Below are 22,297 nucleotides of genomic sequence, written 5' to 3'. Positions count from 1 at the left end.
GCAGCCTACCCACCGGGCCAGGTCAGCGAGGCATCAGCCGCACATCAGCGGCTCGTAGGACATTGGGCTTCATGACCACGGCCGGACGCACCCGCCGCAGACCCCGGATAGGGGATCTCGTCTACGACATCGAGCGCGAGGCCATCGGCCGCGTCGCCTACATCGACGCCGGTGGCAACATCGCGTGGGTCAAACCGCGCCACGGCGGGCCCGAATGGACCGCGCTCCCCGAACAGCTGCGTCCGGTGGCGGACGGAGAGGGCTGACCCGCCCCCCTGTACCGGTGTCTCGTGTCTTGCCACGGGGGGAAGACGCGGGGCACCACCTCTCACGGCCGCCCGGACGGGAACACGACCGCGGCCCTGCCCCGATTCAGGAGGGCAGGGCCGCAGGGGCGTGGGGTGTCAGGCGGGCACGTGTTCCTTGGCCGTGTCACCGTCACGCTGCTCGGGGAGCGACTTGGCGCCGGACCCCGCGTCGGAGTCGTCGGAGTCGTCGGCGGACGGGCCGTGGCCGCCGCCGCTCGCCGCGAAGGCCGCGGTGTCGAACGGGAGCCGCCCGGCGAGGACCTCGTTCATCCGGTCCTTGTCGATTTCCTTGGTCCAGGTGCCGACCAGGACGGTGGCGACCGCGTTGCCCGCGAAGTTGGTGAGGGCGCGCGCCTCGCTCATGAAGCGGTCGACGCCGACGACCAGGCCGACACCGCCGACCAGGTCGGGCCGGTGCGACTGGAGGCCGCCCGCGAGGGTGGCCATGCCCGCGCCGGTGACACCGGCCGCGCCCTTGGAGGCGACGATCATGAAGAGCAGCAGGGATATCTGCTCGCCGATCGCGAGCGGCTTGCCCATGGCGTCGGCGATGAACAGCGACGTCATGGTCAGGTAGATCGCGGTGCCGTCCAGGTTGAAGGAGTAGCCGGTCGGCACGGTGATGCCGACGACGGGACGGCTGACGCCCGCGTGCTCCATCTTGGCGATCAGCAGCGGCAGCGCCGACTCCGAGGAGGATGTCGACAGGATCAGCAGGAACTCCCGCGCCAGGTACTTCAGCAGCAGGAACAGGTTCACGCCCGCCACCAGGCGCAGGATCGCGCCGAGCACGACGAACACGAAGAGGAAGCAGGTGGTGTAGAACCCGATCATGATGACGGCGAGCGCCTTGAGCGCGTCCAGACCCGTCTCGCCGACCACCGCGGCGATCGCGCCGAAGGCGCCCACCGGGGCCAGCCACATGACCATCGACAGCAGCTTGAAGACGAGCTGCTGTATGTGGCCTATGCCGCGCAGCACCGGCTCACCGGACTTGCCCATGGCCTGGAGGCCGAAGCCCACGAGGAGGGCGACGAACAGGGTCTGGAGCACCTGCTCGGAGGTGAACGCGGAGAGCAGGGTGGTGGGAATGATGCTCAGCACGAACCCGTCCAGGCCCTCGCCCGCGGCGCTGTCGACCTGGCCCTGTCCGGCCTTCGTCACTTCCTCCGTGATGTGGAGCCCGCTGCCGGGGTCCAGGAGGTTGCCGACGATGAGGCCGATGCCGAGCGCGACGGTCGACATCACCATGAAGTAGCCGAGGGCGAGCCCGCCGACCTTGCCGACCTTGGCGGCCTTCCGTACCGAACCGACGCCGAGCACGATCGTGCAGAAGATGATCGGCGAGATCAGCATCTTGATCAGATTGACGAAGCCTTCACCGATGGGCTTCAGCTCGACCGCCGTGTCGGGGGCGACGAAGCCCACGAGGATCCCCAGCGCCACCGCGCCGATCACAGCGAGGTAGAGGTAGTGGATCTTTTCCTTCTTCTTCGCCTTCGGCCGCTCCGGCTCTGTACGTCCCGATGCGGGCGGCGTGATCTCCGCAGCCACGGTGCTGCCTCCTTCTCTTCGGCCGTCCAACTGTCCCGGCGCTGTATCCGTGTGCGGCTCGCACACCGCCTTGAACGGTTCCGGCGACTATGCCCCACGGCTGTGACGGGGGTCACCCTTCCGTTCATTTCGTTCACACAAAGATTCGTGTGCAGACTGATGGACATGCGCATCCCCCACCCGCGGAGCCTGGCCGGGCAGCTCTTCGCGATGCAGGTCGTGCTGGTCGCCGCGCTGGTGGCGGGATGCGCCGTCTTCGCGTACATCACCGACCGCGACCAGGCCACGGCGGCCGCGCGCAGCCAGGCCACGGCCGCCGCCGCTGCCGTCGCCGACTCCCCTTCGGTGGCCGACGCCGTGCGGTCGAAGGACCCGAGCGCCCGGCTCCAGCCGTATGCGGAGAAGGTGCGCCGGGACACCGGCGTCACCTTCGTGACCATCATGAACCCGCGCGGTATCCGTTGGACACACCCTGATCCGGACAGGATCGGGGAGCGCTACCTCGGCCATATCGAGCCCGCGCTGAAGGGCCGGATCTTCCCCGAGACGTACACCGGCACCCTCGGCCCGTCCGTGCGGGTGGTCGCCCCGGTGCGCGACGCGCGGGCCGGGGGCCGGATCACCGCGCTGGTCAGCGCCGGGATCACGGTCGAGACCATCAGCGCCCAGGTGCGGCGCCAGCTGCTGGCGCTGCTCGGCGTCGCCGCCGGGGCGCTCGCCGTCGGCGGCCTGTGCGCGTACGTCATCAACGCCCGGCTGCGCCGCCACACCCACGGCATGAACGCCACCGAGCTGAGCCGGATGCACGACTACCACGAGGCGGCGCTGCACGCGGTGCGCGAGGGGCTGCTGATGCTGGACGGGCAGCGGCGGATCGCGCTCATCAACGACGGCGGCCGGGAGCTGCTCGGGCTGCCCGACGACGCGGTCGGCCGCTACGTCTCCGAGCTGGGCCTGCCCACTCCCCTCACCGGCGCCCTGCTGGCCGCCGAGCCGCGCGTGGACGAGCTGCATCTGACCGCGGAGCGGGTCGTCGTCGTCAACACCTCCCCGGTGAGCAGCGGCGAGCAGCGCGGCACGGTCGTCACGCTGCGCGACCATACGGAACTCCAGGCGCTCTCCGGCGAGCTGGACTCCGTACGCGGCTTCGCCGAGGCGCTGCGCTCCCAGGCCCACGAGGCCGCCAACCGGCTGCACGCCGTCGTCTCGCTGATCGAGCTGGGCCGGGAGGACGAGGCGGTCGAGTTCGCGACGGCCGAGCTGGAGCTGGCCCAGGCCCTCACCGACCAGGTCGTGGCGGCCGTCGCCGAGCCCGTGCTGGCCGCGCTGCTGCTGGGCAAGGCGGCCCAGGCCAGCGAGCGCGGCGTCGAACTCGTCCTCACCCCCGACAGCCGCATCGACGACGGTCTGCTGCCGCCCGGTCTGGCCGCCCGCGACCTGGTGACCATCGTCGGCAACCTCATCGACAACGCGATCGACGCCGCCGCCGAGGGCGTCGGCAGCGGCGCCGCCCGCAGCGCCCGGGTGACGGTCACCGTCCACGCGGAGGACGGCGAGCTGACCCTGTGCGTCGCGGACACCGGCGCCGGGCTCGACCCGGCGGCGGCCGAGGACGCGTTCCGGCGCGGCTGGTCGACCAAGTCGGCGGGGCGCGGTCTGGGGCTCGCCCTCGTCCAGCAGGCCGTACGCCGCAACGCGGGCAGCGTGGACGTGGCCGGGGCGCCCGGCTCCGGCGCCGAGTTCACCGTACGGCTGCCGCTGACTGGCCAGCGGCGGGCCGCGGCCACGTCGTGAGCGGCGGTCGGGCGGCGCTCGCGATGAGCACGTCCGGCGGATTCACAGGCCCGTAACCCTGGCCACTCTTCATTACGCTCCGTAAATTGGGGCCCCGAGCTTCTTGCCCAGCCCCGTCATGCCCCGAGATCATGCCCCCGAGAGGAACCCCGACCCATGAGCCCGCCGCAGGCGAACTCGACGACCCCGACCCCGGACCCGATCCGGGTGCTCGTCGTCGAGGACGACCTCGTCGCGGCGGACGCGCACCGGATGTACGTCGAGCGCGTCCCCGGATTCGCCGTCGTCGGCACCGCGCACACCGGCGGTGACGCCCAGCGGCTGCTGGAGCGCACACCCGCCGACCTCATCCTGCTCGACCTCTACCTGCCGGACGGGCACGGCCTGCAGCTGGTGCGGGCGCTGCGGGCGGCCGGGCACGCGGCGGACGTCATCGCCGTCACCTCGGCCCGGGACCTGGCCGTGGTCCGGGACGGGGTCTCGCTCGGGGTGGTCCAGTACGTACTGAAGCCGTTCACCTTCTCCACCCTCCGCGACCGGCTCCAGCGGTACGCCGAGTTCCGGTCGACGGCGGGCGAGGCCAGCGGGCAGGACGAGGTGGACCGGGCGCTGGCCGCCCTGCGCGCGCCGCAGCCCGCCTCGATGCCCAAGGGGCTCACCCAGGCCACCCTGCACGCGGTCACCGAGGCGCTGCGCAGCGCCCAGGACGGCGTCTCGGCGGCGGCGACGGCGGAGGCGGTGGGGATCTCACGGATCACCGCGCGCCGCTACCTGGAGCACCTGGTGGAGGCGGGCCGCGCCGTCCGTACGCCGCACTACGGCGCGATCGGGCGCCCGGAGCTGGTCTACCGCTGGCAGAGCGAGCACTGAGCACTGCGCACCGCGCTGTGGCTCGCCCCGGGGCGACCATGAGAAAAGACCATTAGGAAAGTTTCCTATCCATCATCTTGTCGCCTACATGACGGCTCGCTAGCGTTCAGCCGCACCCTCCCCGACCCCCAGGAGGACCGCCCGTCATGCCTCAGCTCCCCCGACGCCGCCACAGACGCGCCCTCGCCGCCGCCACCGGATTAGTCGCCCTGATCACCACGGGCGCGGCCACCGCCGCCCAGGCCACCACCCCCGCGCCGCAGGCCACGGCGGCCGCGGCCATCGGCCAGACCGGTCCGTACCTCTACCTCGGCTGGGGCAGTCCGCCCAAGGCCACGGACGTGATGTCGGCGACCGGCACGAAGCAGTTCACGATGGCGTTCATGCTCTCCGACGGCGGCTGCACCCCCAAGTGGGACGGCTCCCGCGCGCTCACCGGCGGCACCGACCAGTCGACCATCAGCGCCATCCGCGCGGCCGGTGGCGAGGTCACCGTCTCCTTCGGCGGCTGGAGCGGCAACAAGCTCGGCGAGAAGTGCTCGTCCGCCTCCGCGCTCGCCGCCGCGTACCAGAAGGTCATCGACGCGTACGGGCTCAAGGCGATCGACATCGACATCGAGGCGAGCGAATTCGAGAACGCGACGGTCCGGCAGCGGGTGATCGACGCGCTGAAGACCGTCAAGCAGAAGAACAGCGGCATCAAGGTCTACGTCACCTTCGGCACCACCACGACCGGACCCGACTCCAACGGCACGGACCTGGTCAAGCGCGGAGCCAGGGCCGGGCTCGACGTGGACGGCTGGGCGGTCATGCCGTTCGACTTCGGACAGGGCTCCGTCGACATGGCGGCGGCCACCAGGACGGCCGTCGACGGCCTCAAGAACACCGTCGCCAGCGCCTACGGACTCTCCTCCGACGCCGCCTACCGCAAGGTCGGCTTCTCCTCGATGAACGGGAAGACGGACGTGGCGGGCGAGACGGTGACCCTGGCGAACTTCAACTCCATGCTCTCGTACGCCAAGAGCCACCATCTGGCGCGGGTCAGCTTCTGGTCCCTCAACCGCGACCGCAAGTGCGGCTCCGGCACGGACGCGGACGCGTGCAGCGGCATCAACCAGGGGACGTACGACTTCACCAAGGCACTCGCGGGCTACCCGGGCTGAACCGCTGCCCACCGCTGAACTGCCGCCCACCGCACCCGAGTTCGACCGGGACCATCCCGTACACGGGGATTGACCTTGCGTTGAGGGCCATCTTACGGTCGGCCCGCAGCCCACCCAGGGCAGCAAGGAGGTCGTGCCGTGCGCCCCACCACCACTCCACTGATCCTCACCGCCGCCGCCCTCGTCGCCACCGCCGGGCTCACCGCCTGCGGTGGCGGCTCGGGCAGCGACCCGGACACCGTCAAGGTCGCGTACAACCGCAGCACCGACAACAAGATCCGCTTCAAGGACAACCATCTCGCCGACGTGAAGAAGCAGTTCGAGAAGGCGAACCCCGGCAAGAAGGTCAAGCTGGTCCCGATCCAGGCGCAGGACAACGACTACGCCACCAAGGTCCAGCAGATGATGCGGTCCCCGAAGACCGCCCCCGACCTGGTCTACGAGGACACCTTCCGGATCAACGCGGACATCAAGGCGGGCTATCTGCGGCCGCTGGACGACTATCTGGCCAAGTGGAAGGACTGGGACCAGTTCGTCGACACGGCGAAGACGGCGGCCAGGGCCGAGGACGGCAAGACGTACGGCGTCCCGGACGGCACCGACACCCGTGGGCTGTGGTTCAACAAGGACCTCTTCGCGAAGGCCGGGCTGCCCGCCGACTGGGCGCCGAAGAACTGGAACGAGATCCTGGAAGCCGCCCGGACCATCAAGAAGAAGGTCCCCGGCATCACCCCGCTCAACGTCTACACCGGCAAGGCCCCGGGTGAGACCTCCGTGATGCAGGGCTTCGAGATGCTGCTGTACGGCACGGGCAAGGCGGGCGGCCAGCCGCTCTACGACCCGAAGACGAAGAAGTGGGTGACGGGCGGCAAGGGTTTCCGCGACTCGCTCGCGTTCCTGAAGACCGTCTACGACGAGAAGCTCGGGCCCGACATCTCCGACGCCCTCGACCCCAACGTCGGCACCACCGTCTTCAGCGAATGGCTCCCCGAGGGCAAACTCGCCATCGCCCTCGACGGCTCCTGGCTCGGCCAGAACTGGCTGAAGACCGGCGGCAAGCCGTGGCCCGAGTGGTCGAAGACCCTCGGCCAGGCCCCGATGCCGACCCAACACGGGCAGGCGCCCGGCAAGGTCAGCATGTCCGGCGGCTGGACCTGGGCGATCAGCGCGAAGTCCAAGAACCCCGATCTGGCGTGGAAGTTCATCGAGCAGTTCCAGACCAAGAAGAACGCGGTCCGGTGGGACATCGTCAACGCCCAGATCGCCGTCCGCGAGGACGTCGCGAAGGACCCCGCGTACCTCTCCTCCATGCCCGGCATCCGCTTCTTCACCGGCCTGGTGCGGTACACCCACTACCGCCCGGCGCTCCCCGTCTATCCGCAGGTCTCCTCGGCCATCGGCGAGGCCATGGAGGCGGCGACCACGGGTGACTCCTCGCCGAGCGGTGCGGCGAAGGCGTACGACGAGCAGCTGAAATCCGTCACCGGATGACCACCGCGACCAAGCCAGTGGTGGGTGTGGTGCGCAGGGGGCGGCGGCTGCGGTGGCTGCCGCTCGCCCCGGCCACCGTCCTGCTGCTGCTCTTCCTCGGCGGGCCCATCGGCTACTGCGGCTACATCGCCTTCACCAATATGCAGCTGACCGGCGCGTCCACCACGGAGTTCACCGGCCTCGCCAACTTCCGCCGCGCCTTCGGGGACGACGACTTCCGCAACGCGGTCGTCCTCACCCTCGTCTTCACCGTCGTCTCCTCCCTCCTCGGCCAGAACACCCTGGGCCTGGCCCTGGCCGCCCTGATGCGGCGCGCCTCCAAACCGGTGCGCACGCTGATCGGGTCGGTCGTGGTGGCGGCCTGGGTGCTCCCCGAGATCGTCGCGGGCTTCCTGCTGTACGCGTTCTTCCGCCGCGAGGGCACGCTCAACGCGGTCCTGGACGGGCTGGGCCTGCCGTCCCAGAACTGGCTCTACACCCTGCCCATCCTGGCCGTCTCCTTCGCCAACGTCTGGCGCGGTACGGCCTTCTCGATGCTCGTCTACTCCGCCGCGCTGTCGGAGATCCCGCAGGAGATCACCGAAGCGGCGGAGGTCGACGGCGCGGGCGGCCTCCGCCGCTTCTGGCATGTCACGCTGCCGATGATCCGCCGCTCGATCGGCACCAATCTGATGCTGAACACCTTGCAGACGCTGTCGGTGTTCGGGCTCATCTGGGCCATGACCCGAGGCGGACCAGGCAACCGCAGCCAGACGCTGCCGGTGTTCATGTACGACCAGGCGTTCAACAAGTCCCTGATCGGCTATGGCACGGCGGTGGCGCTGCTTCTGCTGCTGGTGGGGGCGGCGTTCTCGGTGGTGTATCTGCGTCTGATGCGCGAGGAGGTCTGACGCCGCCGTTGAGCGTGGCGCCGCCGTCGACGGTGGCGGTGCCGGTCGTCCGTACGCCGAGGCCGGAGCCGGGGGCCGCGAACGCGACCCCCGTCATCGCCGCCGCGACCAGCAGGACGCACAGCGCGGCCGTGGAGATCTTCGACGGCGCCATGTCAGCCTGCCTGCGAGGGCATCTGCTTGTTGCCGTCGACGACCGCGCGCTGGGTGATCGCGCTGGTGTGGACCACGGTGCCGGGCTTGATCGGGTCGTTCTTGTCCGGACTCGGCTTGACCTGGACGGTGCGCTCGCCGAGGAACTTCAGGCTCTTCTTGTCGAAGATCCATTCCTCGCGCTGGCCGCTCTGGTCTTCCATCCGTGCCACCGCGATCCCATGACGGCCCGTGGCGTCGGTCGCGTCGTCCACCGCGACCACCCCGGGGATCTTCGCGGCGGCCTTGTAGAGGGCGGGGACCAGCTTGGCGGGCGGGTAGCTCTCGGTCAGCAGATCGCCGATGGCGACGAAGGCGGCCTGGTCGAGGGGGACCTCCTTGTCCTTGTTCGCGCGGGCGTCCTGGTAGATCTTCTTGAGCAGTGCGTCGGGGTCGGTGGGCAGCTTGACGAGGTTGTCGTACGCCGAGCTGGACGCGTGCGGACCGGCCAGCGTCATGCCCTCGTCGCTGGTCTGACCCGCTTCGATCAGCCAGCCGTCCTTCCCGTCCTGGGACTCCCAGACCTGACGGTCGTGCAGCTTCTCACTGACCACCGTGGTCTTGTCGTCCACCGTCCTGGGATAGGTGCTGGCCACCTTCGAGGCGATGTAGAGGAACTGGCCGTCGCGCACCACGGGCCCGTCGGTGTCACCGGAGCCCGCCGCCAGCGAGACGCGGTCCAGCAGCTGCGGGCCGCCCTTGGCGTCGACGCTGCCGAGCTGGGTGGTCAGCGCGGGGCCGGTGGCCAGGGGCGTCGTACCGTCGCCGTCGCCGCCGCCGTACAGGGCGAAGCCGCCCACGACCGCACCGGCCAGGGCGCAGGCCACGGCGGGCAGCAGGATCGGCTTGCGGAGGAAGGGGCTGCGCTGCCTCGCGGGGGTGTTCGAGGTAGTGCCGCGGATGTCGTCACGGATCTGGGCCATCAGGTGCTCCTTGTGAAACGCGTGGCGGCCCGCCGGGAGACCCCGCTCCCCGGTGTCCCGGAGCTGCTGAGTCTCCGGCCACTCAGCCGGATGCGGCTGGGAGGGGCTGGCGTTCATCGGTTTCCTTCCTCTGCGGACCGGATCGCGTAGCTGCGATCACCTCTTATCTGCCGGGCGGGAGAGATGAGTTCCCGTTTTTTCCTGACGAGTTCGGCATCGGCGAGTTTGCGTAGCTTCGTCCGGGCGCGGGAGAGCCTGGAGCGGACGGTTCCGAGGGGGATGGCGAGGGTGCGGGCGACATCGGCGTACTCCATGCCCTCCCACAGGCACAGCACCAGCACCTCGCGCTCGGCCCGCTTCAGCGAACCGAGCGCGGTCACCGTGGCGTTGATCCGCCGCCGGTCGTCCACCCGGCCCGCCGTCTCCTCGGCGTGGTCGGGGATCCGTACGGACTCCTCCCCCGCCTCGGCCGCAGCGGCGGCCGCGGCCCGGTAGCGCCGGTTGCCGCGGCAGTGCGAGCGGGCCACGTTGGTGGCGATCCCCAGCAACCAGGGCCGTAGCGAACCCCCTTCGGCCTCGACCGACGCATGGCGCCGCCACGCCTCCAGATACGTGGCCGACATGACATCCTCGGCCACGGACCAGTCGGCGGTCAGCCGGAAGGCGTGGTTGTACACCGCGCGCGCGTACTCGTCGAAGAGTTCCGCGAAGGCGTCGGGATCCCCGGCCCGTACCCGGGTTCGCGTATCTGTGGTCACGTCCTTAACTGACCAGAGCGGACAGGGGAGTTCCGGTGATGTGCATCACAGCCGGGTATCAGCGGGCTTGGGCGGCGATCCGGTCGAGCCATTCCCGCATGAGGGCGCTCCCGGACGCGGTCAGGGCGTCGGTCCGCGACAGTACGGCGCGGAGGGTGACGGCGGCGCTCCCTGGTCCGGGTTCGTATTCCGGGGCGGCGGTGGCGATCGCCGCGAGGACGGCCTCGCGGGCGGCGTGGGACAGCCCGGGGTCGCGGCGCACCTCGGGCGTGGCGATGAGCGCGAGCGTCGCACCGGATCCGGCGGCGTGCACCAGGGCCGCGGCCCGCTCCTCGGGCACGCGTGCCGCGCTCGACACGGGCGAACTCGTCGCGCCCGAGGACGGGCCGGTCGCCTGGACCGACCACGCCGACCTCGCCGACGCGGCGGTGCTCGCCCTCACAGACGAGGGCGGCGACCTCGCCCCTCCTTCCTCCGTCAGGGCTGGCCGTTCACTGCCCTCTGTCGCTCTCATGCGCCCGGCGGCATGCTCACCATAAGTACGCATGTACCTGATACGGGGCGGGTTGAGATGGAGACCGTGTTCGACAGCGCTGGACTGTCCGTGAACGAGCGCACCGAGGCGTGGACCGAGGCCGTAGCGGCATCGCTGGCCCCCTGCCGCATCACGTTCCCCGAGCCGACTGCTTTCGGCGCGCGGCTACAGACCACGGAGCTGGGGGCGGCTCAACTTGTCGCCATATCGACTGGCGCGCTGCACTCGTACCGCGCCCCGTCCCTCATCAGGCAGTCCGATCCCGAGTGCTACCAGATCTGTCTGATCAGAACTGGGCAGCAAGGCCTCGACCAGGTGCGTCGACGCAGTCTGATCGAGGTCGGCGACCTCACGCTGTACGACAGCTCACGCCCCTTCGACGCGATGGTGCCCGTATCCCGGCGGCGGGCCGAGTCCTTGGTGCTGCAGTTTCCCAAGAGGTCGCTGCCTCTACGGGAGCGGCAGGTCACAGAGTTGCTTGCCGTGCCGATCCCGGGGCAGGGCGGCGTCGGTCGGCTGCTGGCTCAGTTTCTTCAGACAGTGGCCGACGAGGAGTCGGCGTGTACCGGCCGTGACCGGATCCGGCTGGCGGGTACCGCGATCGACCTGGTCGCGGCAACGCTCGCCCATCACCTCGACCGGAGCCGCGATCTGCCGCCGGAATCCCGCCAGCAGGTCCTGTTCCTGCAGATCAGCTCCTACGTCCAGCAGCACCTGGCCGACGCGGACCTTGGCCCGGCCCGTATCGCGGCGGTCCATCACATCTCCGTCCGCTCGCTGCACCGGCTGTTCCAGCAGCACGGCGTGAGCGTCCACTCCTGGATTCGCGGCCAGCGCCTGGCGTCCTGCCGCCGTGATCTGGAAGACCCTCTGCAGCGTCACGTGCCGATCCGGGCCGTGGCGGCCCGCTGGGGTTTCCCCCGGCCCGCCGACTTCACCCGCGCTTTCCGCGCGCGGTTCGGAATGCCGCCCAGCGACTACCGCCACCACCATGCGCACCAGCACGGAGCCGGGCCCGGCGCACAGAAGGGCCGGGGCCGCACGGAGTCTGGCACGTAGCGCTAAGCGGTTGGCGCGCGCTGCTGACGACGGCCCGGCGCGGCGTCCGTAGTTTCGTCGGCGAGCACCAGGGCGAAGGGACCCAACGGGGGGACCCGGCCCGCGTGCGGGAAAGAGGACGCAACCCATGTCATTGCGTACGAAGGCCGCGGCCTTAACGGTCACCGCAGTCCTCGGTGGCGGACTCGCCGTCCCCGCCGGATCGGCGATGGCCGCATCCGCCGAGCAGGCGACCAGCACGAGCGTCCGGGGCACGGCCCCGGCGTGCGTCAAGCGGGACGTCATCAAGCAGAAGAAGCAGGTGACCGTCAGGAACAACTGCGGCAAGACCATGCACCTGAAGGTGGTCATCAACAACGGCCCCGACAAGCAGTGCTGGACCTACCCGCGCGGTAAGGCCCTGCTGTGGAAGTGGAGCATCGGGTCGTACGGCAAGGTCGTCACCTGCTGACGGCTGCTTCCGTTCCGTACGCGTGAAGCTCCGGCCGAGGATCTCCCCGGCCGGGGCTTCCCGCGTACCGGAGGCACGTTTTTGGCGTATTGCGCACTATCGCACCGGTTGGGCGGTGCGGGATGCTCGGTTCCGGGGGATTCGTGTGGAGGTTGTGTTCGACAGCAAAGACTTCCCCGCGCGGGATGTTCTCGACGCGTGGACGGACGCCATACAGGACACCGTGATGCCGACGCACATCCGGCTCGTCGACATCGACGTCTTCCGCGGCTGCTTCAAGGCGATGCCGCTGGGGCCGGTGCAGGTATCGGCAGCGGCGTACTCCTCGTTCTGCACGATCCGGACCCCCAAGCTGATCCGCACCTCGGACCCGGAATACATCCAGATTTCCCTCATCCGTGCGGGCGCCCATGCGTTCCAGCAGGACCGGCACGAAGTCGGGGTGCGCCCATGCGAGTTCTTGATCTGGAGCAGCTCACGCCCCTTCACCTCCTTTGGTGACGGTGAGTCGCTCCTCCTCCAGTTCCCCCGCGCGCTACTCCCCCTGGCCGCCGAACAACTCGACCAGATCATGGCCTGTCCACTCCCGGGAGATCAGGGAATGGGCCGGTTACTGGCGGATTTCCTCACCCACCTGGCGAAGGACGGCGCTGGCTATACGCCACAGGACGCCGCGCGGCTCGGCACGGTCGGCCTTGACCTGGCCGCCGCATTCCTGGCGCATCACCTGGACCGCGAGGGCGATATTCCGGCCGACTCCCGGCAGCGTGCCCTGTATCTGCGGATCGTCTCGTTCATCCAGCACCGCCTGGGCGATGCGACCCTCACCGCGGGCGCGATAGCGGCGGCCCACCACATATCCGTCCGCTCGCTGCACCGGTTGTTCCAGCAGCACGGTGTGAGCGTCCGCTCCTGGATGCGGGGCCAGCGTCTGGAACACTGCCGCCGCGACCTGGCCGACCCGGTGAGGCGCCACATGCCCATCCGGGGCATCGCCGCCCGCTGGGGATTCCCCCGCCCCGCCGACTTCACCCGCGCGTTCCGCGCCACGTACGGCATCTCGCCCAGCGAATACCGGGACCAGCAACGGCCGACATGATCCGTCAGTCGGGAAGAAAATCCCGGGCATGGTCGTGTGCCCACTGGGCGAACGTGCGAGCCGGTACCCCGGTGGCCTCCTCCGCCGTGGGCACCGGGCCAGCCGCCGCGTCGTCGAACTCCTCAAATGCCTGCGGGTCCGTCTCGCCGCCCGAATAGTCCTCGATACCGAGCAGGAAATCCGCGCTCGCCGCCGCGAATCCTCCTTGCTCGCGGTAGATCTCCCGTGCCTCTTCCCGGCTCACGACATCGAATCGGATCGGGCGCCCGATGGCCTCGGCGATGAGTTCGACCTGCCTGCGGTGCGACAGCATTTCGGGGCCGTTGAGGGTGTAAGCCCGTCCGCGGTGTCCGTCCTCCAGCAGAGCCAGGATCGCCACATCGGCGATGTCCCGCTCATGTACCGGATACCAGGCCGCATCAGGATGGGGCTCGCGCACGACGCCCTCGGCGCGGATGGACGGGCCCCACAGAGCCAGCTTGTTCATCGCGAACTCGCCGGGGCGCACGTGCGTCCACTCCAGACCCGATTCCTCCACGGCCCGCTCCACCGGCAAGTGGAAGTCGCTGTCGAAGCCCGCCGTAACAGCCCCGGAGGACAGCACCACGATACGGCGCACGCCAGCCTGCCGCGCCAGGTCAACCACTTCCCGCGCCGTTTCGGCGACCGGGAAGAGAAACATGCGGTCGACGCCCTTCAACGCGTCGGTGAGTGATTCCGGTCGCATCAGATCTCCCGTCACCGCGCGCACGGCATCCGGAATCCCCACCGGGTGTCGGCTGCGGGTCAGCGCCCGCACCTCCTCCTTGGCCTCGACGAGTTGCCGGACCACGTTCCGGCCGACATTGCCGGTGGCTCCGGTCACCAAGATCGCCATGATGCTCCTCTTCTCCCGCCGAACCCCTTTCGAACGGTCATCGCCGGGGAGTCTCCGTCGCGGGGGCTGGGGCGGCTGGGGCGACCCCCGCCAGCCCCGTAACGAGTAGAACGTACGCGGCGAGGGCCAGGACCGGCATGTGCCCGCCCACGCGGTCGATCTCGTCGCTGAAGTACCCGGAGACCCCCACCCAGACCAGCCCACCCACGACCACCAGCACGGCGTTGCGGGCCTCCCCCATCACCCGCATACCGGCCCACAGCAGAAAGGGCATCAGAGCCCAGGAAGCGGCCGTAGTGAGCAGAAATTCGAAGGCACCGGAGAACATCGTGTCCCCGCCCGCGTCCCTGCTGTCGCGGGCCCACGCATAGCCGCCGGACATGAGGGCGTGGCAGGCCGCGGTGGCGACGGTGGCGGTCAGGGCCCCTTTGACAAGTCGTACGTATCGCACGGCGGGGATCCTCCATAGGTGATCCGTCCTTCAGGTGTGAACAACGGCTGACGCGATGAGGTGCATCTTCCCTTATCGCCGTGTCTGGGACAGGAGTTGAGCGTTCGGACCGGTGTGTTCCGAACGGTGTGGGGACGGGTCCGGCGCGGGGCGGGGCGGGACCGGTCCCGGGGGAGTCGCGGTATACCCCGGATTGTCGCTGGATGAGCGATCCACACAACCGGAAGGACGTCAGACATGCGCACTCGCAGGACTCTCCTCGGCACCATCGCCGCCGCAGGCCTCACCGGAGCCATGCTCGCCGCCGTGACCCCGGCTCCGGCTCAGGCCGCCGAGGGCTGCAACACCAACAACGCCCGGACCGTCGCGTCCGCCTCGACCCACTCGCGCGGCATCGAGCTGCGCTACAACGGCACCTGCGCCTGGGGGCGGATCTTCGGCTCGCCCGGCGACCTGGTGTGGGTGGACCGCAGCCTCGATCGCGGCCGGACCTGGAAGCAGCTCAGCGTCACCAAGATCAGCACCGGCGGCAGCAACCACACCGACGCGTTCAACAACAAGGGCAACCTGATGCGGGCCTGCGGCAAGGCCAGCAACTATCCGGAGGTCGCCTGCACCAGGTGGTGGTGACCTGACGACCGCCCCTGTGGCCCGTGGTGTCCGCCAGTGCCGACACCACGGGCCCAGGCTCCGGCACCCGGACGGCCGCGCAAGGACCAAGGCCAGGAACAGATACTCTGCCCTGCCTGCCAGGACAGCGGAGGGGCGGCGTCGGTTTCCTGGGCCAGCCGGGCTGTCGCCCGCACGAGGACGTGGTCGTCCGCCCAACTCCGGGACATCCTCGTGGTCGAGCCGCGCCACCCCTAGGTGGGCTGTCCGGGTGCACTGGGAGATCGTCCGGATAGCCCGTTCCCGGACCGGCCAGCGACCGTATGAGCATGACATCGACAGCGCCCACCACTCGGCTGTTCTGCGTCCTCATCCCCTTTCTGCTGCTCGTGTACGGCGTGCTTCGCCTGATCGACGGCATGGACGGCGCCCACGGCCCAGGGGTGGCCTGGAACCTCGGCCACACCTTCTTCCTCGCCGCGTTCCTCCTGTTCGGCGCCTTCGTCGTGATGCTGCGCGGCCTCGTTCCCACGGCCACCATCCGGTCGAGAACCGCTGCCGCTGCCGCCATGGTTGCCGGGATCTTCGGCGCGGGCTGCTTCGTCTGGGTGATCCTCGGCGATCTGTTCTCCGGCCTCGCCGACTCCGCGCCGCTGCCCGGCCCTCTGGAGTTCGCGGGCCCGTTGGCCTTCCAGCTCGGTCTGCTCACCTTGCTGATCATGCTGGTGGCCGTACGGCCCAGGCGGCTGCCCGTGTGGAGCCCGGCGCTCGTGTTCGTGTCCTTCGCCCTGATCGCGGTCAGCCTCGACCTGATCCCGCTCGCGGCCGTCGTCCTCGCGACCGGCCTCACACCGCTGGCCCGCGACCGCACACCAGGCGCTGCGTACCGGGGGCTGTGATGGTTCGGGGCGACTTCCGCCACGTCGGTGGGCCCGAGCGTCGGCCGAGACGCCGAACCCGAAGGTCCACGTCGTGCCTACGCCCGCCCACGTGTACGGGGCGCAACGGCTCGACGCCAACGGCATGTTCGCCCTGGAACCCGATCGGTGACTCTGGTCAACTCCTCGTCGCGGTCTGGGCTGATCATGCCGCGCCTCCTAGGCTCTGACTCATGGCCACCACACACACCTATGACGTCACCGTCGAGTGGACGGGCAACCTCGGCACCGGCACGGAGAGCTACCGGTCCTACGGCAACGATCACGAGGTACTGGCAGACGGCAAAGCCGGAATCGCTGCCTCCTCGGACCCCGCCTTCCGCGGCGACCCCGCCCGCTGGAACCCCGAGGAGCTGCTCGTGGCCTCCGTGGCCCAGTGCCACATGCTCTGGTACCTCCACCTCTGCGCCGAAGCCGGGGTCACCGTCACCGACTACGAGGACCACGCCCACGGCGTGATGACCATGGACGAGATCGGCAGGGGCGGCCAGATCACCGAGGTCACCCTGCGCCCCGAGGTGACCGTCACCGACGCGTCGATGACGGAGCAGGCCCACGCGCTGCACGGCGACGTGGCCGCCCTGTGCTTCATCGCCCGCTCGGTGAACTTCCCCATCACCCACGCCCCCGTGATCCGCGTCCAAGAGAGCTGAGCCCGCAGGCCGTCTCCGGTGACCCCGCTTGACGAGCTGGACGTGCGCCTCCTGCAGCCCCTCCGGGAGCGCGTCCGGGCTGAACCATTCCGTCTCCAGAACGGCGTGCACGGGGCGTGAGAGGATGGCGATCACGACCCTCAACCTGCAGGACATCGACGGCGAGCGTTCACTGACGCTGGACGCCGGTGACGTGGCTGCCGATGACGCGATAGCTGCCGCCGGGCACGAGCCGAACGGGTACTTCTGGGAAGGTCTCGTGCGGTTTTCCTGGCCGGACCTTGCCGAACGCCTCGATTTCGACAGCGAGGCCGACATGCTCTGCGCGATCGGGAGTTCGAGTGACCTCGCACGCGAATTCTCAGCACACATGCCCGATCATGGTCGTATCCCAGCGCATACCGGCGACCATGTGCTCCAAGTAGCCCGCGTCGCTGACCGTCACCGCGATCTCCGCGTAGGGAAGTTCGGCGAGGGAGTGGACCCCGAACACATCCCATACGTCGTAGTCGTCCAGATCGGCGGGGCCGTCCGGCTCCTCCGGGTCCCAGGGCGCGTTCGGGTCCTTCAGCGCCGCGACCTCGCTCCGTAGCGGGACGTTCCGATAAGGGGTGACCTCGTAGGAGGTCACGATGTCGGCGGCGCGGCGTGAGAATTCCTCGGCGTCGCCGGACGTGAACACGGAATAGCCGGGACGGCCGCCCCCGCTCAGCTTGTACACGTCTTCCGCTTTCCGCCTAGGTTCGAGGACGGTCTCGCCATCGTCCGCGAGCAGGTACCCATCCTCGGTAATCCGTATCTCCTTACCGAGGATGAGCGCGAAAAGATGCGGGAACTCATCTTTCAGCCGCATGCTTTCGATGATCTCCCGGCCCTGCTCCTCGGTGAACGGATACCGCTCTCCGTCTGCATCGCCTTCGTCGCGCAGATGCCCCTTGTCCAGCTTCCACCAGGCTTCGGCCAGGAGAGACAGCGGGAATTCCGCCTCCTCCGGCACGTAGGGGACATCGGGGTTGACGATGTGCACCCTCCCCCGGAGGGTTGAGCCTTCGACGGAGTCGACGGACACGGTAAAGATCGTGGTCACGCTGGGTCGCCCCTTCAGACGGAAACCGTGGTCGCACTTGATCAGCGGTCAGCCCGAAGAGTAGATGCCCGTACTGACACTCGCCCCTGTCATCAGCGCACGCCGCAAGCCGGATCAGTCCGGGAAGACGGGCGTCCCGTCCTCATCGATGTACGGACATACGGGAGGCTCGACGCCCAGGGCGTCCCAGAGCGCGTAGGCCGCCGCGTACTTCACGTCGCCGGGCCCGGTGTCCACGAGGAGGTCCTGGATCTCGGTGACGACCACCCGCACCGGCAGCACCGGGTCGGCCAGCCGTTCCAGGGCGTACCGGACCCCGTCGACCGCCTCCTGGCGGAGGTCGCCGTCATTGACGTACGGCCGGGCGTCCGGCCCGTGGACGGACCGGAGCCAGCCGTACGGATCGTCCCCGATCTCAACGGTGGCCTCCCCCGCCGCCGGTACGACCCGAACCGTCACCCGCGCGTAGCGGCGCCACCGCGCGGTGTGGCGCCGAAGCCAGTGGGTGCCCTCGACGGGTTGGGCGCGCAGGTCCCGTACGTACCAGTCGAGCCGCGTCCCGTCCCCGCCGCGCGTGCGTCCACCGGGGGTGACGACGCCGTCGGACAGCTTCACTTCCCGCATCCGGCGATTCTTGACGCCCTCGCGGCGTCGCGCCATCGGATTCCGGGGCGGGACCGGTCCCGGCGTGCCTTCGGTATACCCCTGATTGTCGCTGAATGAGCGATTCGATCAACCGAAAGGACGCCAGACATGCGCACGCGCAACGCCGTACTCGGAGCCATCGCCGCAGCCGGGCTCACCGGAGCCATGCTCACCACGGCGACCCCGGCGCAGGCCGCCGAGGGCTGCAACACCAACAGCGCCCGGACGGTCGCGAGCGCCAAGACCCACTCCCGCGGCATCGAACTGCGGTACAACGGCACCTGCGCCTGGGGCCGGATCTTCGGTTCCCCCGGCGACCTGGTGTGGGTCGACCGCAGCTTCGACCGCGGCCGGACCTGGACGCAGCTCAGCGTCACGAAAATCAACACCGGCGGCAGCAATCACACCGACGCGTTCAACAACAAGGGCAACCTGATGCGGGCCTGCGGTAAGGCAAGCAACTATCCGGATGTCGCCTGCACCACGTGGTGGTGACGACCTCACCCCGTGGCGTCTGCGGGGGCAGACGCCACGGGCCTCGTGCCAAGGCGTGGGGCGGCGGTCACGGGACGATGTTCAGCCGAAGAGCGGCCAGGATGGACCGCTCTCCCGAGCCCCGAGCCATGCGGTGTGCCCGTCCGGGGAGACAGTGAGACCGAAGTCGTGCACGCGCGGACGCCCCACCCCCTCCCACCAAGCCGATGCTGCCGACGCTTCGCCGAACAGGGCTCGTGGCCCCCACTGGTGCACCACGTTGTCGTCGATGAGGGCCCACGAGTCGTCGCCGCACAGCCAATGGCCTGTGCCTGGTTGCTCCCAGTAGTGCACCGCCGGCAGACGCAGACCCACCGCGAACCGGGCATCATCGTCATCCAGGAAGGCGGGTCGGCCATCGAGGTCTTGATGCCGGGCTTCCTCCCACGCCTCATCCGTGAACATCTCCGCGAGGCGCGCCCGGTGTCGTTGTCCACGCATCGTCATGAACGTCACCGGCGTGCAGAACCGGCCTGAGGCCTGCCTGTCGTGGACGGTGAGCCGCACCATGCCGTGAGGGCACATCGCGGTCTCCCACGGAGCAATGATCAGACCGCCCTCCACCGTCTGCTCCACCAATGGATACGGGAGCCGCAGCATGGAGACCGTGGCCAGGACGCGTTCGTAGGGCGCACGGGCTGGCACCCCACCCTCCCCGTCCGCGCAGACCACACACACGTGGCAGCCGACCGCGGCGAGGGAAGCGCGGGCGTGAGCGCTGACCCGCGGGTCGATCTCCACACTGGTGACGTGTGCTTCCCCGACGAGGCGGGCAAGGAGCGCGGCGTTGAACCCCGAACCGGTTCCGATCTCCAGAACCCGCTGCCCGGGGTGGAGATCGGCCACGGCGAGCATGAGGGCGACCACACTCGGCCGGGAGGCCGAGGAAGTGGGTGTGATCCAGTGGTCATCCAACGGTTCATGTGCGCCGTCGTCGATCTGGGTGACCACGGAGACATCGCTGTAGGCAGCGGCCCACCAACGGTCCGGGTCGCTGCCCCGATTCACCTGTGCGTACCCGGTGCCGACGGTGCTGTCGTCCAGCCACACGCGATCGGGCAGGAACAGATGGCGCGGCACCGCCTCGAACGCGTCCCGCAACCGGCCGTCGTCCAGGTAGCCGTCCGCAGCGAGCGCGGCGGCCAGCCGTGCCTGGCCGATGGTCATTTCTTGTCGCCGTTCCCTCCACCATGTTTCGGGCCTGGCGCCGGTCCGCTCCCGTCCGGGGAAGGCTTCGGCCCGATGACCGGCCCTCCCGGCTTCGCGTGCCCACCTCTGCTGTGCTGCTGGTCCCGCACTTCCTTCCCCCTCCGGGACAAGTTCTCCATGAGAGCTGCTGGGATCAGTCTGGAGGAGCCCAACTGCGCACGAAAGGGCGTACACCGGGCGTGAGTCCGTGGCGTGCGCCCCCGCACGAGGGCGGCCACCACCCCATCCTCGACGTGCGTCAGCTCATGCCTGCGGGGCCGACGCGATCTGCTCGCCGCCGAGGGCGCCCCGGAAGTCCGCCCAGGCGGCGGGGGTCAGGTGGAGCATCGGCCCGTCCGGCCGCTTGGAGTCACGTACCGCCACGGCACCGGGCACGTTCGTGGCCACCTCCACGCACTCTTCATGCGTGTTGCTGTAGCTCGACTTGCGGAAGGCGAAGGTTGTCACAGCTCACAGTCCTTTGATGAGTGTCCCGATGAAGGTCCGGGACTCGGCTTCGGGCAGCGAGCCCTGCGCAGTCTCCTCGAACAGTCTTACGTGCTGCGCAGCGCCTTCGCCACCCTCGACCCACATCGTGGAGAACGGCAATTCCTGGTACGCCACGTCCATGGCGCCAGGCTCGGCGAACGAGAGAACGTTGAACGAACCGGCCAGTGCTCGCATCACCCCAGCGCCGAAGGGGAGCACCTGAATCGTGACATTGGGGCGCTCGCTCCATTCGAGGAGGCTCGCCAATTGCTCCCGCAGCATTTTGGGCTCGCCTGCAGGAATGTGCAGCGCCGCCTCCGCGATGACGGCCCAGAGGGAGAGCGGCTTGTCCTCAGTGAGCCTCTGTTGACGGGCAACCCGGGAGGCGACGAACGCCTCGACTTCATCGGGACGATCACCTGCAACCGGCGCGCGGCGCAACGATCGCACGTAGTCGGCGGTCTGGAGCAGCCCGGGAATGAACGACACCTGCCACGCTTTAACAGTCGTGGCCGCGCTCTCAAGCGGTACGTACTCCCTCATGGTCTTGGTGAGCGGGGCGTCATTCCACCAGCCCTTGGCCTTGCGGCGTTCACGGTCGATGCGGGCAAGTTCCAGGAGCGCACCGACGGTCGCGGGATCGTTGGCGCCGTACAACTCGCACAACGCGCGGATGTCCGGGTCCCGCATCGGCACCCAGCCACCCTCCATCTTGGCGACCTTGGTCGTGGACCCAGTGAGCGCCTTGGCGGCGTGGGTCTGCGTCAGGCCCGCCGCCGCGCGGAGTATCGTCAGCTCCCCTCCCAGCCTGCGTCCCAGAACGGTCGAGGTGCTGTTCCCCTGCATGGGCTGACTCGTCGTCACGCGCACAGTCTGGCCGCCTGCAACCGCCGCCGCAAACCAGATCGGGGGAATTCCTCCAAGAGGAACTTGTGTTGATCTCGCAGCCAGGGCTACGGTCCGTGATGAACCGCTTGCACAGGGACGCCAGTTGGCGGATCCGCTCCGCCCTGCCCGCACGGAGGTACGCGATGGCGATCGCACCCCAAAACCCCGTCATCCACGAGGACCGCGTCGACTACGTCCCGACCCGGATAAGCGTGACCCGCGCCCGGCGGCACGCCGCGCGGGTGGTCGCAGAGTGGGGCCACCCCGCCCTGGTCGACAACGCCGAACTCATCGTCGCCGAGTTGGCGGGCAACGCCTTACGCCACGGCCGCGTACCCGGGCGACTGTTCCGTGTCTGCCTCACCCTCTCCAAGACCAGCCTGCGCATCGCCGTCGCCGACCCGAAGGGCGAACGGCTCCCCGAGCCCCGTCAGCCGTCCCCCGACGCCACGCACGGCCGCGGCCTGCTCATCGTCACCGCACTCGCCGCCCGCTGGGGCATCTGCGAGCGCACGGTCGGCAAGGAAATCTGGGCCGAACTCGACCTGCCCACGCCCAACCGGGGTGTCACACCGGGCTGCTTGAATCCCCGGATGGAACCGAACGCCACGCTCACCGCCCTGCGCGCCTTCTGCGCCGAACGTCTCGGCGCGGACCTCGCGGACCGCTTCGTCCGCCTCGCCCGGCCGGGCTTCGCGCTCACCGAGGCCGGGCCGGGCCAGGCCGCCGGGCGCAGCCGGTTCGGGGGGCGGGCGATGCTCGAACCCGGCACGGTCTGGCCGACCTGCGACGGGCTTCCGCTGAGCCTGCTCGCCGTCCTCGATACCGACGCCCTGGCCCCCTGGCTCGAC

The 22,297-nt window shown here is 69.4% G+C and carries 25 protein-coding genes and 1 pseudogene; 15 read left to right on the top strand and 11 right to left on the bottom strand.

What is annotated here, in order from left to right:
• Nucleotides 1-71: 71 nt before the first annotated feature.
• Nucleotides 72-266 (top strand): hypothetical protein, encoded by a 195-nt coding sequence (locus ACFV9T_RS33910; RefSeq protein WP_385446346.1) that lies wholly within the window; start codon nt 72-74, stop codon nt 264-266.
• Between the two features lie 138 nt (nt 267-404).
• Here the strand turns inward: ACFV9T_RS33910 and ACFV9T_RS33905 are convergent, their stop codons facing one another.
• On the bottom strand, nt 405-1,862 hold the full coding sequence (locus ACFV9T_RS33905) for a cation:dicarboxylate symporter family transporter (RefSeq protein ID WP_385446345.1): 1,458 nt from the start codon (nt 1,860-1,862) through the stop codon (nt 405-407).
• A gap of 165 nt (nt 1,863-2,027) precedes the next feature.
• On the opposite strand from ACFV9T_RS33905, the gene ACFV9T_RS33900 reads away from it, so the two are divergent.
• The 5 genes from ACFV9T_RS33900 (at nt 2,028) to ACFV9T_RS33880 (ending at nt 8,070) form a co-directional block, all read left to right on the top strand.
• A complete protein-coding gene (locus ACFV9T_RS33900; RefSeq protein ID WP_385446344.1) occupies nt 2,028-3,656 on the top strand; it encodes an ATP-binding protein in 1,629 nt (542 codons plus the stop codon).
• 156 nt (nt 3,657-3,812) lie between these two features.
• Nucleotides 3,813-4,526, top strand: a complete 714-nt coding sequence (locus ACFV9T_RS33895; RefSeq protein WP_385446343.1) for a response regulator — start codon at nt 3,813-3,815, stop codon at nt 4,524-4,526.
• 146 nt (nt 4,527-4,672) lie between these two features.
• Nucleotides 4,673-5,689, top strand: coding sequence for a chitinase (locus ACFV9T_RS33890; RefSeq protein WP_385446342.1), 1,017 nt, complete (start codon nt 4,673-4,675; stop codon nt 5,687-5,689).
• 138 nt (nt 5,690-5,827) lie between these two features.
• On the top strand, nt 5,828-7,180 hold the full coding sequence (locus tag ACFV9T_RS33885) for an ABC transporter substrate-binding protein (RefSeq protein WP_385446341.1): 1,353 nt from the start codon (nt 5,828-5,830) through the stop codon (nt 7,178-7,180).
• The gene (locus ACFV9T_RS33880; RefSeq protein ID WP_385446340.1) at nt 7,177-8,070 is read left to right on the top strand and encodes a carbohydrate ABC transporter permease; all 894 of its coding nucleotides are present in this window, start codon (nt 7,177-7,179) and stop codon (nt 8,068-8,070) included. Before ACFV9T_RS33885 ends, ACFV9T_RS33880 begins: the two co-directional genes overlap by 4 nt.
• A 155-nt stretch (nt 8,071-8,225) precedes the next feature.
• Here ACFV9T_RS33880 and ACFV9T_RS33875 read toward each other — a convergent pair whose 3' ends face one another.
• From ACFV9T_RS33875 to ACFV9T_RS33865, 3 genes are read right to left on the bottom strand one after another with little or no spacing between them, the layout of a single operon-like run.
• Nucleotides 8,226-9,302, bottom strand: coding sequence for a CU044_5270 family protein (locus tag ACFV9T_RS33875; RefSeq protein WP_385446339.1), 1,077 nt, complete (start codon nt 9,300-9,302; stop codon nt 8,226-8,228).
• Nucleotides 9,299-9,943, bottom strand: a complete 645-nt coding sequence (locus ACFV9T_RS33870) for an RNA polymerase sigma factor (RefSeq protein ID WP_385446338.1) — start codon at nt 9,941-9,943, stop codon at nt 9,299-9,301. Before ACFV9T_RS33870 ends, ACFV9T_RS33875 begins: the two co-directional genes overlap by 4 nt.
• 58 nt (nt 9,944-10,001) lie before the next feature.
• On the bottom strand, nt 10,002-10,301 hold the full coding sequence (locus ACFV9T_RS33865; protein ID WP_385446337.1) for a hypothetical protein: 300 nt from the start codon (nt 10,299-10,301) through the stop codon (nt 10,002-10,004).
• 213 nt (nt 10,302-10,514) lie between these two features.
• On the opposite strand from ACFV9T_RS33865, the gene ACFV9T_RS33860 reads away from it, so the two are divergent.
• From ACFV9T_RS33860 to ACFV9T_RS33850, 3 genes are all read left to right on the top strand, one after another.
• Complete coding sequence (locus ACFV9T_RS33860; RefSeq protein WP_385446336.1) at nt 10,515-11,537, top strand: helix-turn-helix domain-containing protein; 1,023 nt, start codon at nt 10,515-10,517, stop codon at nt 11,535-11,537.
• 127 nt (nt 11,538-11,664) lie between these two features.
• Entirely contained in the window at nt 11,665-11,988 is a 324-nt protein-coding gene (locus tag ACFV9T_RS33855; RefSeq protein ID WP_385446335.1) for a hypothetical protein, read from the top strand.
• Between the two features lie 154 nt (nt 11,989-12,142).
• Nucleotides 12,143-13,087, top strand: a complete 945-nt coding sequence (locus ACFV9T_RS33850) for a helix-turn-helix domain-containing protein (RefSeq protein WP_385446334.1) — start codon at nt 12,143-12,145, stop codon at nt 13,085-13,087.
• Nucleotides 13,088-13,091: 4 nt separating this feature from the next.
• Here the strand turns inward: ACFV9T_RS33850 and ACFV9T_RS33845 are convergent, their stop codons facing one another.
• Together ACFV9T_RS33845 and ACFV9T_RS33840 are read right to left on the bottom strand one after the other, a co-directional pair.
• A complete protein-coding gene (locus ACFV9T_RS33845; protein WP_385446333.1) occupies nt 13,092-13,964 on the bottom strand; it encodes an NAD(P)H-binding protein in 873 nt (290 codons plus the stop codon).
• A gap of 37 nt (nt 13,965-14,001) precedes the next feature.
• Complete coding sequence (locus tag ACFV9T_RS33840) at nt 14,002-14,415, bottom strand: hypothetical protein (RefSeq protein WP_385446332.1); 414 nt, start codon at nt 14,413-14,415, stop codon at nt 14,002-14,004.
• 237 nt (nt 14,416-14,652) lie between these two features.
• Between ACFV9T_RS33840 and ACFV9T_RS33835 the strand changes: the two genes are divergently transcribed.
• The 4 genes and pseudogenes from ACFV9T_RS33835 to ACFV9T_RS33820 form a co-directional block, all read left to right on the top strand.
• Complete coding sequence (locus ACFV9T_RS33835; RefSeq protein ID WP_385446331.1) at nt 14,653-15,045, top strand: glycosyl hydrolase; 393 nt, start codon at nt 14,653-14,655, stop codon at nt 15,043-15,045.
• 308 nt (nt 15,046-15,353) lie between these two features.
• Nucleotides 15,354-15,923 (top strand): hypothetical protein, encoded by a 570-nt coding sequence (locus ACFV9T_RS33830; protein ID WP_385446330.1) that lies wholly within the window; start codon nt 15,354-15,356, stop codon nt 15,921-15,923.
• Nucleotides 15,924-16,135: 212 nt separating this feature from the next.
• Entirely contained in the window at nt 16,136-16,615 is a 480-nt protein-coding gene (locus ACFV9T_RS33825) for an OsmC family protein (RefSeq protein WP_385446329.1), read from the top strand.
• Nucleotides 16,616-16,739: 124 nt separating this feature from the next.
• A pseudogene (locus ACFV9T_RS33820) lies at nt 16,740-16,928 on the top strand (hypothetical protein); the annotation flags it as partial.
• Nucleotides 16,929-16,976: 48 nt separating this feature from the next.
• Here the strand turns inward: ACFV9T_RS33820 and ACFV9T_RS33815 are convergent.
• Together ACFV9T_RS33815 and ACFV9T_RS33810 are read right to left on the bottom strand one after the other, a co-directional pair.
• The gene (locus tag ACFV9T_RS33815) at nt 16,977-17,702 is read right to left on the bottom strand and encodes a hypothetical protein (RefSeq protein ID WP_385446368.1); all 726 of its coding nucleotides are present in this window, start codon (nt 17,700-17,702) and stop codon (nt 16,977-16,979) included.
• Between the two features lie 114 nt (nt 17,703-17,816).
• Nucleotides 17,817-18,326: a hypothetical protein gene (locus ACFV9T_RS33810; RefSeq protein WP_385446328.1), complete on the bottom strand. Its 510-nt coding sequence runs from the start codon at nt 18,324-18,326 to the stop codon at nt 17,817-17,819.
• 129 nt (nt 18,327-18,455) lie between these two features.
• On the opposite strand from ACFV9T_RS33810, the gene ACFV9T_RS33805 reads away from it, so the two are divergent.
• Nucleotides 18,456-18,842, top strand: a complete 387-nt coding sequence (locus ACFV9T_RS33805; protein ID WP_385446327.1) for a glycosyl hydrolase — start codon at nt 18,456-18,458, stop codon at nt 18,840-18,842.
• Between the two features lie 81 nt (nt 18,843-18,923).
• Here the strand turns inward: ACFV9T_RS33805 and ACFV9T_RS33800 are convergent, their stop codons facing one another.
• The 3 genes from ACFV9T_RS33800 to ACFV9T_RS33790 all read right to left on the bottom strand — a co-directional run bounded on the left by ACFV9T_RS33800 (nt 18,924) and on the right by ACFV9T_RS33790 (nt 21,422).
• Nucleotides 18,924-20,048: a methyltransferase domain-containing protein gene (locus ACFV9T_RS33800; protein ID WP_385446326.1), complete on the bottom strand. Its 1,125-nt coding sequence runs from the start codon at nt 20,046-20,048 to the stop codon at nt 18,924-18,926.
• A gap of 285 nt (nt 20,049-20,333) precedes the next feature.
• The gene (locus tag ACFV9T_RS33795) at nt 20,334-20,537 is read right to left on the bottom strand and encodes a DUF397 domain-containing protein (protein WP_385446325.1); all 204 of its coding nucleotides are present in this window, start codon (nt 20,535-20,537) and stop codon (nt 20,334-20,336) included.
• A gap of 3 nt (nt 20,538-20,540) precedes the next feature.
• Entirely contained in the window at nt 20,541-21,422 is an 882-nt protein-coding gene (locus tag ACFV9T_RS33790) for a helix-turn-helix domain-containing protein (protein WP_385446324.1), read from the bottom strand.
• Between the two features lie 167 nt (nt 21,423-21,589).
• On the opposite strand from ACFV9T_RS33790, the gene ACFV9T_RS33785 reads away from it, so the two are divergent.
• Nucleotides 21,590-22,297 (top strand): ATP-binding protein (locus tag ACFV9T_RS33785; protein ID WP_385446323.1); only part of this gene is annotated, 708 nt, incomplete at its 3' end.

The organism is Streptomyces sp. NPDC059850 (assembly GCF_042731515.1).
GTDB lineage: Bacteria > Actinomycetota > Actinomycetes > Streptomycetales > Streptomycetaceae > Streptomyces.
The sequence above is the reverse complement of the archived record's forward strand: the minus strand, read 5'-3'. Positions and strand labels throughout refer to the sequence as shown.